A 16387-nucleotide genomic window follows, 5' to 3' on the forward strand; every position below is an offset into this window, starting at 1 on the left:
CGCCATGGATCGCGCTCAGATCGTTCATGAGAATTTCCTGACACGCGTGGCGCAGCACCACCTGCCTGACGGCGCCGCACCGCGACCGGGATTAAGCAACGCCGATGCGGTGTCGCTGTACCGGTCTCAGGTTCTCAGCCGGGCACTGGACCGTACCAGCCGCGCAATGCAGAAGGCGGGGCAGGGGTTCTACACGATCGGCTCGTCCGGCCACGAAGGCATGGCGGCTGTCGCCCACGCGCTGCGGCCCACGGATATCGCGTTTCTGCACTACCGGGATGCCGCCTTTCAGATCGCACGTTCCGAACAAGTACCGGGCCAGCAAATCGCCTGGGATATGTTGCTGAGTTTCGCCTGCTCGAAAGAGGACCCGATCTCGGGTGGTCGGCACAAGGTACTGGGCTCGAAGGCACTGATGATCCCGCCGCAGACCTCGACAATCGCCAGTCATCTGCCGAAAGCTGTGGGTGCGGCCTATTCCCTGGGTGCAGCGCGGCGGCACCCGCCCGAACATCGCGAACTGCCACAGGACGGGATCGCGATGTGTTCGTTCGGGGATGCGTCGGCCAATCATTCCACTGCGCAGGGGGCGATCAATACGGCGGGGTGGACCAGCGTACAGTCGACCCCTTTGCCCCTGTTGTTCGTCTGTGAGGATAATGGGATCGGTATCTCGGTCAGAACGCCAAAGGGATGGATTCAAGCGTCGATGCAGCACCGGCCGGGGATCAAATATTTCCAGGCCAACGGTTTGGATATTTTCGAAACCTATGCGGTTGCGAAAGAGGCGGCGGAATACGTGCGCACTCGGCGCAAGCCGGCTTTCCTGCATCTAAGAACCGTTCGGCTTTATGGCCATGCGGGGGCGGACGTCCCGACGACCTATATGGCGAAATCCGAGGTCGAAGCTGATGAGGCTAATGATCCGCTTCTGCATTCGGTGCGGCTGTTGGATCAGGCCGGGGCGCTATCGCCGGATCAGGCGCTGAAGATCTATCAAGACACTTGCGCCCGCACCGACAGGGTCGCGGCACAGGCTGTGACCCGCCCGCATCTGACCACCGCGTCCGAGGTCATGGCCAGCCTGATCCCGCCGAAACGGACCTGCAAACCCACCAATGGTCCGGGGGCCGAGGCCCGTGCAGCCGCTTTTGGCGGCGACATGCGCGCGATGGATGATCCCCAGCCGATGAGCCGTCTGATCAACTGGGCACTGACCGATCTGATGCTGGAACACGCCGAGATCGTGTGCATGGGCGAAGATGTGGGACGCAAGGGTGGCGTCTATGGCGTGACCCAAAAGCTGCAACAGCGGTTCGGCCCGGATCGGGTGATCGACACGCTGTTGGACGAACAGTCCATCCTGGGGCTGGCCATCGGTATGGGGCATAACGGCTTTGTCCCGATCCCTGAAATTCAGTTTCTGGCCTATCTCCACAATGCCGAGGACCAGATCAGGGGCGAGGCCGCGACCTTGCCCTTTTTCTCGAACGGGCAATTTACCAATCCGATGGTCCTGCGGATCGCCGGGCTGGGATATCAGAAGGGTTTCGGGGGGCATTTCCACAACGACAACTCTCTGGCCGTTCTGCGCGATATTCCGGGTGTGATCATTGCCTGCCCCTCGACCGGTTCGGACGCGGTGCAGATGCTTCGAGAATGCGTAAGGCTGGCCCGCGAAGAGCAGCGCGTCGTGGTATTCCTGGAACCCATTGCGCTTTATCCGATGCGCGACCTCCATCAGGCACAAGATGCCGGATGGATGACGACCTATCCTTCGCCGGATCGCAGCATCCGCCTGGGCGAGGTCGGGGTACAGGGGGACGGCACCGATCTGGCGATTGTGACCTATGGCAACGGCCACTACCTGTCGCAGCAAGCCTTGCCCGAACTTGAGGCCGCAGGGATCCGAACCCGGATTATCGACATGCGATGGTTGGCTCCATTACCTGCAGAAGCGTTGCGCGAGGCCACCAAAACCTGTGCGCATATTCTGGTCGTTGACGAATGCCGCCGGACCGGAAGCCAGTCAGAGGCGTTGACAACTTTCTTCGTCGAAGAAAGCCCCGACACCCCAATCGCCCGCGTTGTTGCGGAAGACAGCTTAATCGCGACCGGGCCTGCATATGCTGCGCCATTGCCGTCAAAGGTTAATATCGTCGCCGCCGCGCTCAATCTGACTGGAAACAGCTCATGACCCGTACCGCCGTTGTGATCTGCCCGGGTCGGGGCACCTATAACAAAGCCGAGCTGGGTTATTTGCACCGTCATCACGCAAGCCGGATGCAGATGTTTGGCAATTTTGACGCTATCCGTGCCAATGCGGGGCAAGAGACGGTCACGGAGCTGGACGGTGCCGATCGGTTCACGGTCAGCAAGTATTCGCGTGGAGATGTGGCCTCACCTCTGATCTACGCGGCATCTCTGGCTGATGCTCAGGTGCTGGCCGATGACATTGAAGTGGTGGCTGTCACCGGCAACTCGATGGGCTGGTACATCGCCCTCGCCGTCGGAGGCGCGGCGTCGCCCGAGAATGGTTTTCGTGTGGTGAACACAATGGGGACGCTGATGCAGGACCACCTAATTGGTGGGCAGCTCGTATACCCGTTTTCAGACGATAGCTGGGTGGCTGATCCTCAGCGTAAGGCTGAATTGCTGGCGGATGTGGCGCGGATCAACGCGCAGGACGGTCAGGTTCTGGCATTGTCGATTGATCTGGGTGGAATGCTGGTTCTGGCGGGCAACGAAGAGGGCTTGCGAGCGTTCGAGGCATCGTGGCCGAGTGTGCAAGACAGGTTCCCCATGAGGTTGGCAAATCACGCCGCATTTCACACCCACCTTCAAGCTCCGGTGGCTGCGGAAGGGCGCACGCAACTTGGTGCGGAGCTGTTCAAACAGCCTGACCGGCCTCTGATCGACGGGCGTGGCAAAATCTGGTGGCCGGGTGCGACGGACACGCAGGCACTGTGGGATTACACCCTGGGACATCAGGTGACCGCGGCCTATGACTTCACCCGCGCAATCCAGACCGCCGCGCGCGAATTCGCGCCTGACCTGTTCATCGTGACAGGCCCCGGAGCGACTTTGGGCGGTGCCGTTGCGCAATCGCTGGTTCTGGCCGGGTGGCAGGGGATGTGCGATCGGGCAGCGTTTCAGTCGCAGCAAGAGGCGCGGCCTTTCCTGATCGCGATGGGGCGTGAGGATCAAAGGGCTCTTGCGACGACCTGATCCCGCGTCCTAATGGTTTTTGACACCGCAAGGAGCCCGCATTGAGCGACTATGATCAATCCCTTTGGCTACACACCTGCCGCGAGCATGTGGAGAGCGCCCCGCTGACCAGCGATTTGTCTGTGGACCTTGCGGTGATCGGCGGCGGTTATACTGGCTGTTCCGCGGCTTTGACGGCCGCACGGGCCGGAGCCTCGGTCTGTGTGCTTGAAGCGCAAGAGATCGGGCATGGCGGGTCTGGGCGCAATGTGGGGCTGGTTAATGCCGGGCTCTGGGTACGACCTGCGGAAATCTGCGCTCATCTGGGGGATGCGGTCGGAACACGTCTGATCGAAATCCTTGCGGCGGCCCCAAGTGAAGTATTCAGCGAGATCCAGACACATGGGATCGAGTGCGAGCCGATGCGCAAGGGCACGTTGCATTGTGCGCATTCTGGCTCTGGTCTTGCTGATCTGAAAATACGCCATGCACAGTTGCGTCAGGCAGGCGCTCCGGTCGAGTTGCTGTCGTCGGACAAGACGTACCAGCGCACGGGCAGCGCCACCTTTCGTGGAGCTCTGTTCGATCCGCGCGCCGGAACGATCCAGCCGATGGCATATGTGCGCGGTCTGGCCCGTGCGGCTGCCGCTTCGGGGGCACGCGTTCACACGCAAAGCCCGGTGACGACGATGCGCCATGTCGATGGCCAGTGGCTGTTGGAAACCCCGCAGGCCACGGTGCGCTCCAAATCAGTGATCCAGGCCACCAACGCGTATCATAAAAACCTGCCCGACACGTCGCCGGCCTATGTTCCTGTCTCGTATTTTCAATTCGCCACCGCGCCTTTGTCCGATAATCTGCGCGCCAGTATTTTGCCCGGAGCCGAAGGATGTTGGGATACCGGCCTGATCATGACCTCTTTCCGAATGGATCACGAAGGGCGCTTTATCCTCGGCGCAATGGGCAATCTAGAACATGCGGGCAGCGCCGCGCATACCGGATGGATCAAGCGCAAACTGTCAGAGCTTTATCCTCAGCTTGCGGATCAACCCTTGCAGCAGGGATGGCATGGCCGCATTGCGATGACCTCGGATCACATTCCCAAGATCACTCGGATCGGACCGGATGCGGTTTCGATCCATGGCTATTCAGGCCGGGGTATCGGGCCGGGCACGGTGTTTGGCCGTATGGCGGCTGAGAGCCTTTTGGCAGGGGATCCGGCGTTGCTGCCAGTTCCCGCTGTGGCGGAACATACTGAACGCTGGACCCGCCTGCGTCACGCCTACTTTGAAACCGGTGCTGCACTGACCCATTTGATCAAGGCGCGCTGATGTCAGCTGCTATGGCTTCGATCCTTCTGCGCAGCCAACGATGCGCCGGGTCATTGGCCGACCTTTGGTGCCAGACCATGTAAAGCGGAACCGGGGTGCATTCGAAGGGCAAATGCGCACAGTCCAACCCGGCCAGAGGACCTTGTCTCATCAAGGCGGTATCGGTCGAGATCAACGAGCTGCCCCGCACAAAGGCCGGTATCGCGTTGAAATGGGGCAGGGTAACAATCGGCGCTCTGATCTGGCTTTGATCAACACCCCGCATGACGGCACGGGCGTTGCGACCATCGGAAAAGCGCACCTCGATATGGTCGCTCTCGCAGTAGGTCTGCCAACTGTTTGGCGGGGTGCAATGGCCGGCATCATAAAACATCATCAGCGGGCTTTCGAGCAGCCGTTTCTGATAAATGTCCGGCCCATCCGGCGGCAGAGGGGTGACCATCAACTGACACCGGTCGCTGCGCAACAGGTCCGGATCGGGAACGCCCGATGGGATGAACTCCAACCGTAGCCGTGCACCCTCGGCGCGTGTGTCGCGCAACAGCCTTGGGAATATCACTTCGCGTGGCATGTCATTTGTGGCGATGCGAATGTCGATCTGTTCGGATAACGGGTCAAAGGGGCGACCGTCGGTCAAGGCACGCATCCCGTCCAGCACCGTTTGAATAGGGTCCTTCAGGGACAAGGCCCGTTCGGTCGGGGTCAGGCCCTGACCTGAACGTACAAACAACGGATCGCCCAGCACCTGCCGCAGTTTGGACAGCGTGTGGCTGATTGCCGATTGCGTGACCCCCAGCCGATCGGCTGCTTTCGAGACCGAGCTTTCCTCGAGTATTGTCAGAAAGACCCGCAGGACTTTGCCGTCCAAATCAGTGAAATCATTTTTATTCATATTATTTATGATTAAGTATGAATGGTATTGGTGTCTACCGGGCATTAAGGGTCAGACGGGCAAGGGGAGGCACGCTATGGGAATCCGTTTCTTTTCAGACCGGAACAGGCCAGTTCATATGGGCGGCTACCCGCTAGAGCGGTTGGCGCGGCAGGACACAATGCCGGACCTTTCGCAGGTGACGCCTATGGGCGATCTTAGCTTTCGCCGACCCGATCAGCCCCACAGCATCGTCAATGCGATGGGTGAGTTTCAGGCGATGATGGATGTGATCCGCGACGGGTTGATGAACCCGGCAATGGGCGATATCCCGTCAGATCCGAATGCGCGCGCCAACCATCTGAAAGCCTTTGGTTATTTCAACGATGCGTCGATGATTGGGTGCGGACCACTGCCGCCCGAAGCACTGTTGCCCGAGCCGCGCCGCAACCCTGATATCGACCGGCTGGCTGATGCCCTGAGGACACGGCAAACCAAGACGTTGGCCTCGGGCATTGATGTCATCATGGCGGATTTGAAGGACAGTATCGAGGCTGCGCCAAAGCCAATCGACAGCCACCGCCATGCAATCGTGTTCCTATATGAACACAACCGTGACCCGGACCCGTCCGAGCCCGGAGCCGATTGGATCGCGGATGCGCAGGATCATCGCGCTTGTTTGTTGGCGACCGAAAATGCGGTGGTTATTGCCAACTACATCCGCCTGCTTGGCTTTGATGCGCGGGCGCATACGGCGATGTCGTCGGATGTTGATCTGGGCAAACTGGCGGTCGCTGTGGGTCTGGCCACGGTTGAAGGCGGAAAGCTTGTCGCCCCTTGGCTTGGGACTCGGTTCGGGCTGGCCGTAGTGACGACCGAGATGGAGATCGCCCATGACCGCCCGCTGTGCCCGATGGCCCAGCAACCGCGGTTTCGCACACAAGGGCCAGCATGGTGGTTGGGGGCGGGTTTTGCCAAGAATGCGCTGAACCGCGACTCCTATGCCAAACGGCGCTATGTCGACGGCGCGCATCCCTTCGAAAAGCTTAAGCGCGTCGAAACGCCGACAACTTATATTGATGAGGAAAACGTTGCACGCGTCCCCAAACGGGCTGACATGTTTGCCCGGGCGCAATTCGGCGACATGGGAAAGTCCATGCAGGACGCCGCCAAGGGAGGGCATTACGTGCGCAAGGCGGCCCCCAGTTTCGCGCAACGGCGCGCGCTGGGCGCGTTTGTTCTGCTGCAGGATGGCGACAGCGCCGAGACAGCGCCGCCGACAGATGCCGCCCGGAACGCCGCCAATATCAAGGCCGCGACCTATTTTCTGGGTGCGGATGCCGTCGGTCTCAGCCGGTGCCCTGATTGGGCGTGGTATTCACATGATGCCGCCGGAGAAGAGATCACGCCGCCGCATGATCAAGCCATCAGCATGATCATTGATCAGGGTTACGAGACCATGGAAGGGTCCAGTGGTGACGACTGGATTGCAGTGGCCCAATCCATGCGCGCCTATCTGCGGTTCTCGCTTTTGGGTGGGGTCGTTGCACAGCAGATCCGCAACCTTGGGTACAAGGCAAAGGCCCATACGGTGATGGATGGCGAGGTGCTGCAGCCTCCGCTTTTGCTGTTGTCGGGACTGGGAGAGGTCAGCCGGATTGGCGAGGTCATCCTGAACCCCTATCTGGGCCCGCGTCTGAAATCCGGTGCGGTCACAACAGATATGCCTCTAGTTCATGACAAGCCGATAGATTTCGGACTGCAGAGTTTTTGTGAAAGCTGCAACAAATGCGCGCGAGAATGCCCTTCGGGGGCGATCACCGCCGGGCCAAAACTGATGTTCAACGGCTATGAAATCTGGAAATCCGACAGCCAGAAATGCGCAACTTACCGTGTAACAACATCGGGTGGTGCGATGTGCGGGCGGTGCATGAAAACCTGCCCATGGAATCTGGAAGGCATCTTCAAGGAACGTCCCTTCCGCTGGGCCGCGATGAACTTCCCCCAAGCTGCGCCAGCGCTGGCGAAACTGGACGATGCGGTGGGCAATGGTGGCTTGAACGACACCAAGAAATGGTGGTGGGATATCGAATTGCAGCCCGACGGAGCGTATCGCCCGACCCAGCATCCGCTGAACCGGCGCAACCTGCAGACGGACCTTGCCTTGAAATATGAGGATCAGACGCTGGCGGTCTATCCCGCCTATCTGGCCCCGCATCCCTGGCCCTATCCTTTTGCCATGGACCGCGAAGCCGGGATTGCAGCTTATGAAGCGATGGTCACGGCAGAGGAGTACAAGGCACGCAAGGCCGCCGGGGACATGTCTGTTGTTCACAACTATTCGATCGCAGGTGATGCCCCTGTCATGCGGGTCGAGCTGAGCATGGTCGACCGGATGACGGATGATGTGACCAAATATGAGTTCGCGACGCTGGATGGCGCGCCGCTGCCTCAGTGGACCGCAGGCGCCCATCTGGACGTGCTGGTCGCGCCAGAGTTCCTGCGGCAATATTCAATGTCCGGCAATCCGGCGAACCCAGCGACCTATCAGATCGGTGTCTTGCGCGAGGATGAGGGGCGGGGCGGCTCGGCCCTGTTGCACCGGATTTTTACCGAAGGGCGCAAGGTTTTCATCTCGAAACCCATCAACCATTTCGAACTGGATGAGACCGCCACCAGGACATTCCTGATGGGCGGCGGGATCGGCATCACGCCGATGATCGCCTTTGCCCACCGCCTGCACAGTCTGGGCAAACCCTTTGACCTGCATTACTCGGCCAGTACCCGCGCCGGGGCGGGGTATCTGGACGATCTGGCCGCAATGCCCTGGGCCGATCACGTGCACTATCATTTCTCGGACGAAGGTACGCGCGCTGATTTACAGTCAATCCTGTCGGGATATCAGGCAGGTTGGCACGTCTATACCTGCGGCCCGGATCGGTACATGGAAGGCGTGATGCAGGCAGCGGAACGTCAGGGGTTCCCAGACGAGGCGCGGCATCTGGAGTATTTCTCGGTCCCCGAGCAGCCCGAATATGAGAACCATTCTTTCACGCTGAAACTGGCCAAATCGGGGCGAGAGCTGCAGGTTCCCGCCGACAAACACGCGGCGCAGGTGCTGAACGAAGCCGGAATTCAGGTCGATGTGAAATGTTCGGACGGAATTTGCGGCGTCTGTAAATGCGGTGTGATTTCGGGTGAAATCGAGCACAGGGATTTCGTGCTGTCGAACAAGCAGCGCGAAGGCGCAATCATCCTGTGCCAAAGCCGTGCTGCGGACCCGGACGGGGTGGTCGAGATCGACCTCTGATCCGAGGTCTGGAAACGACATTTCGGGATCGAAAAATAGGTCGTTCTTGCCATGGACGCCAGTGTGTTGCTGCACTAACGTCCCTGCGAACCCCAGTGGATCCTGACCAACAGGCGCGAGGTAAAATCATGGATTATCACAGCCCTGCCAGCTTTGCCGAGGCGTCGGCTCTGGCAGAAAATGCAAAAGGCGTTACACGGTTTCTTGCCGGTGGCACCGATGTTCTGGTGCAGTTGCGCTCGGAATTGGTGACGCCTGATACATTGATAGACATCAAGAAAATCAATGGCGTAAGCGATATCACCCGCAATGCTGACGGCAGCTGGACGCTGGGCGTGGCGGCGACGGGTGCGGAAATGAGCGAACATCCTGGGTTGGGCCTCGACTGGCCCGGCGTGGTCGAAGCGATGGATTTGATCGGATCGACTCAGGTGCAGGGGCGGGCGACGCTGACTGGCAACCTGTGCAATGGCTCGCCTGCGGCGGATTCGGTGCCAGCCATGGTGGCAGCGGGCGTGACCGTGACAGTCACCGGACCAAGTGGCACCCGTGAGGTTGCCGTCGAAGATATTCCGACCGGCCCGGGCAGAACGTCCTTGGCCAAGGGTGAACTGATCTCGGCGGTCAATATTCCTGCACGCGGCGAAAACGGAGGTGATGCCTATCTGCGGTTCATCCCAAGGACCGAGATGGATATTGCGGTGGTTGGCGTTGGTGTGAATCTCCGTCTGGACGGGGATACCATCACCGAGGCCCGAGTGTCTCTGGGTGCCGTGGCTCCGACTGTTCTGCTTGTCGAAGACTGCGCCAAGGCGATCATGGGCAGCACCCTTGACGATGCTGCATTGGACGCGCTTGCCGCTGCCGCATCTACTGCCTGTAACCCGATCGACGACAAGCGCGGCACAATCGCATTCCGTACCGAAGTGGCCGGGGTTCTGGCCAAACGCGCCGCGAAAATCGCCTATGCCCGCGCCAAGGGAGAGCAAGCATGAGCAAGTTCCACGTATCCACCACCGTCAATGGTGACACGGTCGAATACCTGTGTGACCCACGCGAGACCCTGCTGGACTGTCTGCGCGACAAGCTGAACCTGACCGGTGCGAAAGAAGGCTGCGGCACCGGCGATTGCGGTGCCTGCTCCGTAACTGTCGATGGCCGTTTGGTTTGTTCCTGCCTGATGCTTGGGATCGAAGCAGAGGGTAAACAGATCGAGACCGTCGAAGGTCTTGCAGACGGGGACGTTCTGCATCCGCTGCAGAAGAAGATGATTGAATATGCCGCTCTTCAATGCGGTATCTGTACCCCCGGTATTCTGGTCGCGGCCAAATCGTTGCTGGAAAAGAACCTGAACCCGACCGAGGAAGAGACACGGTATTGGTTGGCCGGTAACCTGTGTCGCTGTACCGGGTATGACAAGATCATTCGCGCCGTGATGGATACAGCGGCAGACCTGCGGGAGGCTTCGTAATGGCACTCGACGATCGCAAATCTGAATTCACTTTCGTTGGTACCCGACCGAACCGCCCTGACGGGCTGGACAAGGTCACGGGGCGCGCGAAATTTGGCGCTGACGCCACCGCGCCGGGCATGTTGCACGGGGCTATTCTGCGCTCGCCCCATGCCCATGCGCGGATCGTAAAGATCGATACCTCCAAGGCCCAAGCGCATAAAGACGTCAAAGCCGTTGTGACCCGTGACGATTTCGCTGAGGTGCCGTTTAAGCCCGGTCTTGAAGGTGAGTTCTGGAACGTGCTGGAAAACGTTATGGCAGGCGAGAAGGCCCTGTATGACGGCCACGCGGTGGCAGCTATTGCGGCAACTTCGGCGCTGTCGGCGCGTGACGCACTCAAACTGATTGAGGTCGAATATGAGGTGCTGCCCCATGTGACCGATGTCGACAAAGCGATGGCTCCGGACGCTCCGGTTATACGCGAGGGGGCGGCGGATTATTCCGTGCCCGAAGGGATGCACCCGAACGTCGTGCGCTATCACGAAAGCGGGCATGGCAATGTCGAAGCCGGTTTTGCCGAGGCGGATCTGGTCGTTGAAGACAGCTTCGTCACCGAGGCAACCCATCAGGGCTATATCGAACCTCATGCCTGTTTGGCGACGCTGGGAAATGACGGCAAGGGTGAGCTGTGGTGCACCACCCAAGGGCACTGGATCGCGCAGAAAACCTGTGCGGCTTTGCTGGGGATCGAAACATCGCAACTGCGGGTGACGGCGTCCGAGATTGGCGGCGGCTTTGGTGGCAAGACAACCGTATTCATCGAGCCGGTCGCGCTGGCGCTGAGCCGCAAGGCCAACCGCCCGGTCAAGCTGGTGATGACCCGATCCGAGGTATTCCGGGCCACCGGTCCGACGGCCTCCGCGTCGATGGATATCAAGATCGGGATGAAGAAAGACGGCACGATCACCGCAGCGCAAGGCGTGTTCCGCCTGCAGGGTGGGGCCTTCCCCGGCGCGCCGGGTGATATGACGGCCATGTGTGCCTTTGCTCCTTATAACCTGACTAACGTCAAGCAGGTGGGCTATGACGTCATGGCCAACCGCCCGAAACAAGCGGCCTACCGGGCGCCCGGTGCACCGATGGGAGCCTTTGCTGTTGAGTCGGTGATTGACGAGCTGTGCAAGAAACTGGGTCTGGACCCCGTGGACGTGCGTCTGAAAAACGCCGCCTATGAAGGTACGAAGGCCAGCTATGGCCCGCGCTACGAACGCATCGGTCTGGTCGAAACGCTTGAGGCCGCCAAGGCGCATCCGCACTATTCTGCGCCACTGAAACCAGGGCAGGGGCGTGGGATATCCTGTGGATTCTGGTTCAACCACGGCGGCGAGACATCGGTGTCGCTTGCCCTGTCCGAGGACGGCTCGGCCCAGCTGATGGTCGGCACGCCCGATATCGGCGGCTCGCGCGCGTCGATGGCGCTGATGGCAGCCGAGGTTCTGGGCATTCCCTACGAGAATATCCGCGTCACCATCGCGGACACGGCGACGCTGGGATACAATGACGTTAGCCACGGATCGCGCGTGACCTATGCCTCGGGGCTGGCCACGATCAAGGCGGCCCGGCACGCGGTCGAAAAGCTCAGCGAACGGGCGGCGGCCAAGTGGGGCATCCCGGTGGATGCGGTGAAATGGGAAAACGGCTGCGCGGTGCCCTCGGGCCCCAATGCAGGTGATTTCGACCCGATGCCGCTGGCTGATATCACCGCTGATATGGGCGCGACCGGCGGTCCGATCTCGGGCCATTTCGAAGCGACGCCCGAGGGCGCAGGCGTGTCGTTTGGCACCCATATCGTCGATGCCGAGGTCGATCCGGAAACCGGCAAGACCAGCATCACCCGCTATACGGTCATCCAGGACGCCGGTAAGGCGATCCACCCGACCTATGTCGAAGGCCAATATCAGGGCGGCGCGGCGCAAGGTATCGGCTGGGCGTTGAACGAGGAATATGTCTATGGTGAGGATGGCCGTCTGCAGAACTCGATCTTCCTCGACTATCGCATCCCGGTCGCCAGCGACTTGCCGATGATCGACACGGTGATCGTCGAAGTTCCCAACCCCGGCCACCCGTTTGGGGTGCGTGGTGTGGGTGAAACCGGTATCGTTCCGCCTCTGGCAGCTATCGCCAACGCGGTTTCGAACGCAGCGGGTGTGCGGATGAAACAACTGCCAATGTCACCGCCGCGCATTCTGGCGGCGCTCAAGGACAATGGTTGAGGTCCACCTGTGGTCCGGCCTCCGGTCTTTGACCGGGGGTCAACAGGTGGTCGAGGTTGAGGCCAAAACCACCGGCGAGTTGTTGCGGGCGCTCGCGCGGGTATATCCGCAACTTCAGGCGCCCATTGATGCAGGTGTATCCATCTCAATCAACGGGCGCGTGATCGCCAGCGGGCTGACCGAACCGATCCCCGAAGGCAGCGAAGTGTATCTTATGCAAAGGCTGCGCGGCGGTTAGTCTTTGGGTGACCAGGGTTCGCGTCCGACCATCCTGTCTGCTTCGGCAGTGATGTCGTTCATATGCGCTTCAAGGCTTAACCGCAGGGTCTCGAGTTCTTCTTCACTGGCCTTGCGGGGAACGTTTTCGGTCCATTCCCGGCACAAGAAGACGCCCTGATTGCGCCAAGGGCGTGGCATCAGCAGGCGGTCCCAGGTTCCGGCCTCGCTGCCGTGGCGAGCGGAAAAGGTGATCCCGAAGACCCGCTTGCCCGAGGTGCGTGCCCAAACCAGAGGCACTGTCGACAGCACCCGTTCCGGACCGCGCGGGCCGTCAGCGGCGATACCGATGGAAATGCCCCGCTTGATCTTGCCGATCACTTCGCGTGACACCGCGATGTTGTTGGCGTTTTTGCTGGTCATGGCGATGGTGTCCATGCCGAAGAGTTTCTGCACCCGACCAACCATGCTGCCAGCGCGTGCCGAGGATGTGATCGAGCAGATACGCCCCTTATCCAACGGAAAGAAATAGGGTGATTGTGCCAGTCGCTGATGCCAAAGGACAACGATGACCGGCTCGCCCTGATCGGCCAGTTGGTCCAGCTCTTCATAGCCGATGCGTTGCCATTGGGTGTTGCGGTTGACCATCCGAATATAGCTCGCGATGCGGCGGGCGGTCCAATTCAGGACGGCCTCGCTATCGGCGATTTTCTTGCGGATACTCACTAATGGTGACCCTCATATTGATCAAACCGTGTCTTATAGAACTCAACGCCATACGCAACTTGTTTGTCGTGCGCATAACTGAGGAGGAATCTGAAAAAGCCTCTTGAGTCCGCCGCGCGGCTGGCATATTTGAGGCGGACCTTAGGGGTATAGCTCAGTTGGTAGAGCGACGGTCTCCAAAACCGTAGGTCGCGGGTTCGAACCCTGCTGCCCCTGCCATTCTCTCCATTGCCAGAAGTTTGTGCCAGCTTGGGCGGAATGGGACACGAGTGACCCTTTGCGCAGCCTAGCTGTTACAACTTGGACCAGCAGAGCATTCGACCGATGCGATAAACCGCGTTCTGGTTGCTCAACAAATCACGGTCTAACCCAAAATCGGTGATATGCCACCGGCAAAAGCGGCCAAGATTGGGGCCGTCAGGGCGAAGCCGGCGCGGATGATGTCACCTGTGCCTTCTGTCAGCTTATGCGACGATCTCCAGTCATCAATGTCGAATGCCTGGTCTGTGCCGCCCTGATTTCGGGCAGCCAAAGCGAGGTTAGAAATTCTTCCGTCCAGAAGGACTGCCACGGGAAGAAAGTAGCTGAGCATTAGCAAGCAAAAATATGTGCCGGTGAACAAGGCCGATGCGTTGAGCAATGCGCTATAGGCGGCCCTTTCTGATTCAGCGATCATGGGCAAGGGCCAGTACATCCAGCTTGCGGCAAAGAACATGCCGAAGGTCAGCACCAGACTGGACAGGTAGAGCTGCTGCCGCATCTGCCGCAGGTTTTGCGCCAGCTCAGCTGCGGTTGCTTCGATGTCCTGAGATTCATGCCGACCAAGACACAATATCATTCCGACAATCAGAGACCCGATCGCAAGGCCGGCCATTGCATTCACCAGGTCCAGAATACGGTTGAACAGTGAAAGAACAGGGGCATGCCCGCATTTCCCAAACATCCAGCTATCTTCCGAACCGGAACATGCCGGCAAGGTGCCTTGCGACAATGCTGTTTCAAAAACGGCTTTGCCGATCTGGTGGTAAATCTGCGGGCTTTGGTCGGTCATATGCTTTTGAATGGTCGGCACAAGAGCCAGAAACACGATGGCGACTACAATCGCGATTGCCGCGATCCGGGTGCTTTTTTCGATCGGGCGTGACAGGGTCCGGAACAAGACTGCCACGGGCAACAAGGCCAGCGATAAAAAGAACCAGGACGCGGCAAGAAACCGAAATCGACCAACGGCTTCTTGCCAAGAGCTACCGCTCAACACAAAGTTTACTGGAACGTCCAGTTCATTGGCGATCATTTGGTTCTGGATCAGTTTATGGATTGCGAAAACACATACCGGCAGCAGGGCGATGGCAAAATAGCGCGGTTTTACTCGGCTTTTTGACACGTGATACCTTTCTTGCCGGGGCGTTGCACAGCACACAGTTTAGCACAAAACTCGTACATCGATGCCTGGAGTTTCAGGCGGGCTTTCTGATGGTGACAATCGAACGGCCGGTACGCTTGCCCATTTGCCCCAGCCAGACCGCCAGAAGTACGATACAGACACCGGCGATCTGCACAAAGGTCAGGTTTTGCCCAAGCATGACCCAACCAATAATTACGGCGGATAACGGGCTGAGAAAGCCAAGTGCCGAGACCGCAGAGGGTTCGATCCGGGCGAGGCCTCGGAACCACAGGATATAGGTCAGGGCAGCCCCGATGACGCTCAGATATCCAATTCCGAGAAGGCTGTTTGTTTCAAGCGCTGGTAAGGCGGGCTCAAATATCAGTGCAAGCGGCACCATCAACAGCCCGCCGGCGGTTAGTTGCCAAGCGGTAAATGTCAGCAGCGGCACTGGCGGTTGCCATTTGCGCGTCAGGACAGTTCCTGCCCCCATCGAAAGGGCGCCACCCAGTCCAGCGATCAGGCCAACCGTATCAAGATTGATAGCTGTTCCGAGGACAAGGCACCCGACGCCGATCACCCCCAGCAGCGCCGCGCCGACCGATCTCAGCCCAACCGGGGTGTTCAGCAGAAATGCCGACAGGAAGACTACAATAAGAGGTTGTACCGCGCCGACAGTGGCTGCGACCCCACCGGGGAGCCTGTAAGCCGCGACGAAAAGCAGGGTCCAGAACACGGTGAAATTGAGCCCGCCCAGAATGAATATGCGGCCCCACCAATGACCCCTTGGAAGTTGACGGGACAAAACTAGCAGCAGCAGTCCGGCAGGCAGCGCACGCAGCGCGGCCATCGTGATCGGATATCCGACGGGCAAAAATTCGGTCGTAACATAATAGGTGCTACCCCAGATCAAAGGGGCAACAGCAGTTAGGGCGATGTCGGATTGGTGTCTCATGGCGAATCCATTTATCTTGACGTCAAGATATATTGCAAAATCTTGACGTCAAGATAAAGTTGGGCTAGCCAGAACTCATGGATCATGTGGAGCGAATTATCGCGCAGTGGAACAGTGCCCGGCCCGACCTGGATGTGGGGCCGATGGAAACCGTTGGTCGACTGACGCGGTTGGCGGTTCAGTTGCGAAGGGCGATGGAGAATACTTGGGCTCTTCATGACATGAACGCTGCCAGCTTTGATGTCCTTGCCACGTTGCGAAGGTCTGGCAAGCCAGAGGGTCTTTCACCTGGCGAGCTTTTGGAGCTTACAATGGTGACGTCCGGCACAATGACGAATCGCGTCGATCAACTGGTTAAGGTGGGGATGGTCGAAAGAGTGCAAAACCCTGAGGATGGCCGGGGCTTCCTGATCCGTCTTACCCAAAATGGGTTCAAAGCGATCGAGGCCGCCGTTTCGGATCATGTAGAGACTCAGCAGCGCCTGGTTCAGGGTTTGTCCCTGCAACAGCGCGATCAGCTCAATCACCTGCTCAGATCGTTGTCTGAAACGCTGGACTGATCCAGGCAGGTAAGCATTCTGGACCGGGGTGCCAATTCCGATGTGGCATAAGCCGTTTTAGTGCGCACGGCTCAAATTCTATAATTCTTGGGCTATGCGGT

Annotated in this window: 13 protein-coding genes and 1 tRNA gene; 10 read left to right on the forward strand and 4 right to left on the reverse strand. The window is 59.2% G+C overall.

Annotation, left to right across the window (positions count from 1 at the left end; translation table 11 throughout):
• Positions 1-4: 4 nt before the first annotated feature.
• Genes AC2FIP_RS09100 through AC2FIP_RS09110 form a run of 3 tightly spaced genes read left to right on the forward strand, consistent with a single transcriptional unit; the run spans position 5 to position 4538 of the window.
• Complete coding sequence (locus tag AC2FIP_RS09100; RefSeq protein ID WP_496786056.1) at positions 5-2197, forward strand: dehydrogenase E1 component subunit alpha/beta; 2193 nt, start codon at positions 5-7, stop codon at positions 2195-2197.
• A complete protein-coding gene (locus tag AC2FIP_RS09105) occupies positions 2194-3228 on the forward strand; it encodes an ACP S-malonyltransferase (protein ID WP_496696224.1) in 1035 nt (344 codons plus the stop codon). Before AC2FIP_RS09100 ends, AC2FIP_RS09105 begins: the two co-directional genes overlap by 4 nt.
• A gap of 41 nt (positions 3229-3269) precedes the next feature.
• Complete coding sequence (locus AC2FIP_RS09110) at positions 3270-4538, forward strand: NAD(P)/FAD-dependent oxidoreductase (protein ID WP_496786057.1); 1269 nt, start codon at positions 3270-3272, stop codon at positions 4536-4538.
• On the opposite strand, the gene AC2FIP_RS09115 is transcribed toward AC2FIP_RS09110, so the two are convergent.
• On the reverse strand, positions 4525-5430 hold the full coding sequence (locus tag AC2FIP_RS09115) for a LysR family transcriptional regulator (RefSeq protein WP_281972455.1): 906 nt from the start codon (positions 5428-5430) through the stop codon (positions 4525-4527). The two genes, AC2FIP_RS09110 and AC2FIP_RS09115, sit on opposite strands and share 14 nt — an antisense overlap.
• A gap of 76 nt (positions 5431-5506) precedes the next feature.
• On the opposite strand from AC2FIP_RS09115, the gene AC2FIP_RS09120 reads away from it, so the two are divergent.
• The 5 genes from AC2FIP_RS09120 (at position 5507) to AC2FIP_RS09140 (ending at position 12683) form a co-directional block, all read left to right on the forward strand.
• A complete protein-coding gene (locus AC2FIP_RS09120) occupies positions 5507-8719 on the forward strand; it encodes a reductive dehalogenase (protein WP_496786059.1) in 3213 nt (1070 codons plus the stop codon).
• 128 nt (positions 8720-8847) lie between these two features.
• Entirely contained in the window at positions 8848-9714 is an 867-nt protein-coding gene (locus tag AC2FIP_RS09125) for an FAD binding domain-containing protein (protein ID WP_496786060.1), read from the forward strand.
• Entirely contained in the window at positions 9711-10190 is a 480-nt protein-coding gene (locus tag AC2FIP_RS09130) for a (2Fe-2S)-binding protein (RefSeq protein ID WP_496786062.1), read from the forward strand. Before AC2FIP_RS09125 ends, AC2FIP_RS09130 begins: the two co-directional genes overlap by 4 nt.
• Positions 10190-12445, forward strand: a complete 2256-nt coding sequence (locus tag AC2FIP_RS09135; RefSeq protein ID WP_496696213.1) for a xanthine dehydrogenase family protein molybdopterin-binding subunit — start codon at positions 10190-10192, stop codon at positions 12443-12445. The genes AC2FIP_RS09130 and AC2FIP_RS09135 overlap by 1 nt, the downstream gene beginning before the upstream one ends.
• Complete coding sequence (locus AC2FIP_RS09140) at positions 12438-12683, forward strand: MoaD/ThiS family protein (protein WP_496786064.1); 246 nt, start codon at positions 12438-12440, stop codon at positions 12681-12683. Before AC2FIP_RS09135 ends, AC2FIP_RS09140 begins: the two co-directional genes overlap by 8 nt.
• Here the strand turns inward: AC2FIP_RS09140 and AC2FIP_RS09145 are convergent.
• Positions 12680-13387 (reverse strand): lysophospholipid acyltransferase family protein, encoded by a 708-nt coding sequence (locus AC2FIP_RS09145; RefSeq protein ID WP_496786066.1) that lies wholly within the window; start codon positions 13385-13387, stop codon positions 12680-12682. The two genes, AC2FIP_RS09140 and AC2FIP_RS09145, sit on opposite strands and share 4 nt — an antisense overlap.
• A 143-nt stretch (positions 13388-13530) precedes the next feature.
• Here AC2FIP_RS09145 and AC2FIP_RS09150 point away from each other — a divergent pair.
• A tRNA-Trp gene (locus AC2FIP_RS09150) sits at positions 13531-13606 on the forward strand.
• 145 nt (positions 13607-13751) lie between these two features.
• Here AC2FIP_RS09150 and AC2FIP_RS09155 read toward each other — a convergent pair.
• Positions 13752-14771, reverse strand: a complete 1020-nt coding sequence (locus AC2FIP_RS09155; RefSeq protein WP_496786068.1) for a hypothetical protein — start codon at positions 14769-14771, stop codon at positions 13752-13754.
• A 73-nt stretch (positions 14772-14844) separates the two neighbouring features.
• Entirely contained in the window at positions 14845-15726 is an 882-nt protein-coding gene (locus AC2FIP_RS09160) for an EamA family transporter (RefSeq protein ID WP_496786070.1), read from the reverse strand.
• Between the two features lie 77 nt (positions 15727-15803).
• Here AC2FIP_RS09160 and AC2FIP_RS09165 point away from each other — a divergent pair, with 77 nt between their 5' ends.
• Entirely contained in the window at positions 15804-16286 is a 483-nt protein-coding gene (locus tag AC2FIP_RS09165) for a MarR family winged helix-turn-helix transcriptional regulator (RefSeq protein ID WP_271948203.1), read from the forward strand.
• Positions 16287-16387 lie beyond the last annotated feature (101 nt).

The organism is Ruegeria sp. CDSB114, from assembly GCF_059611025.1.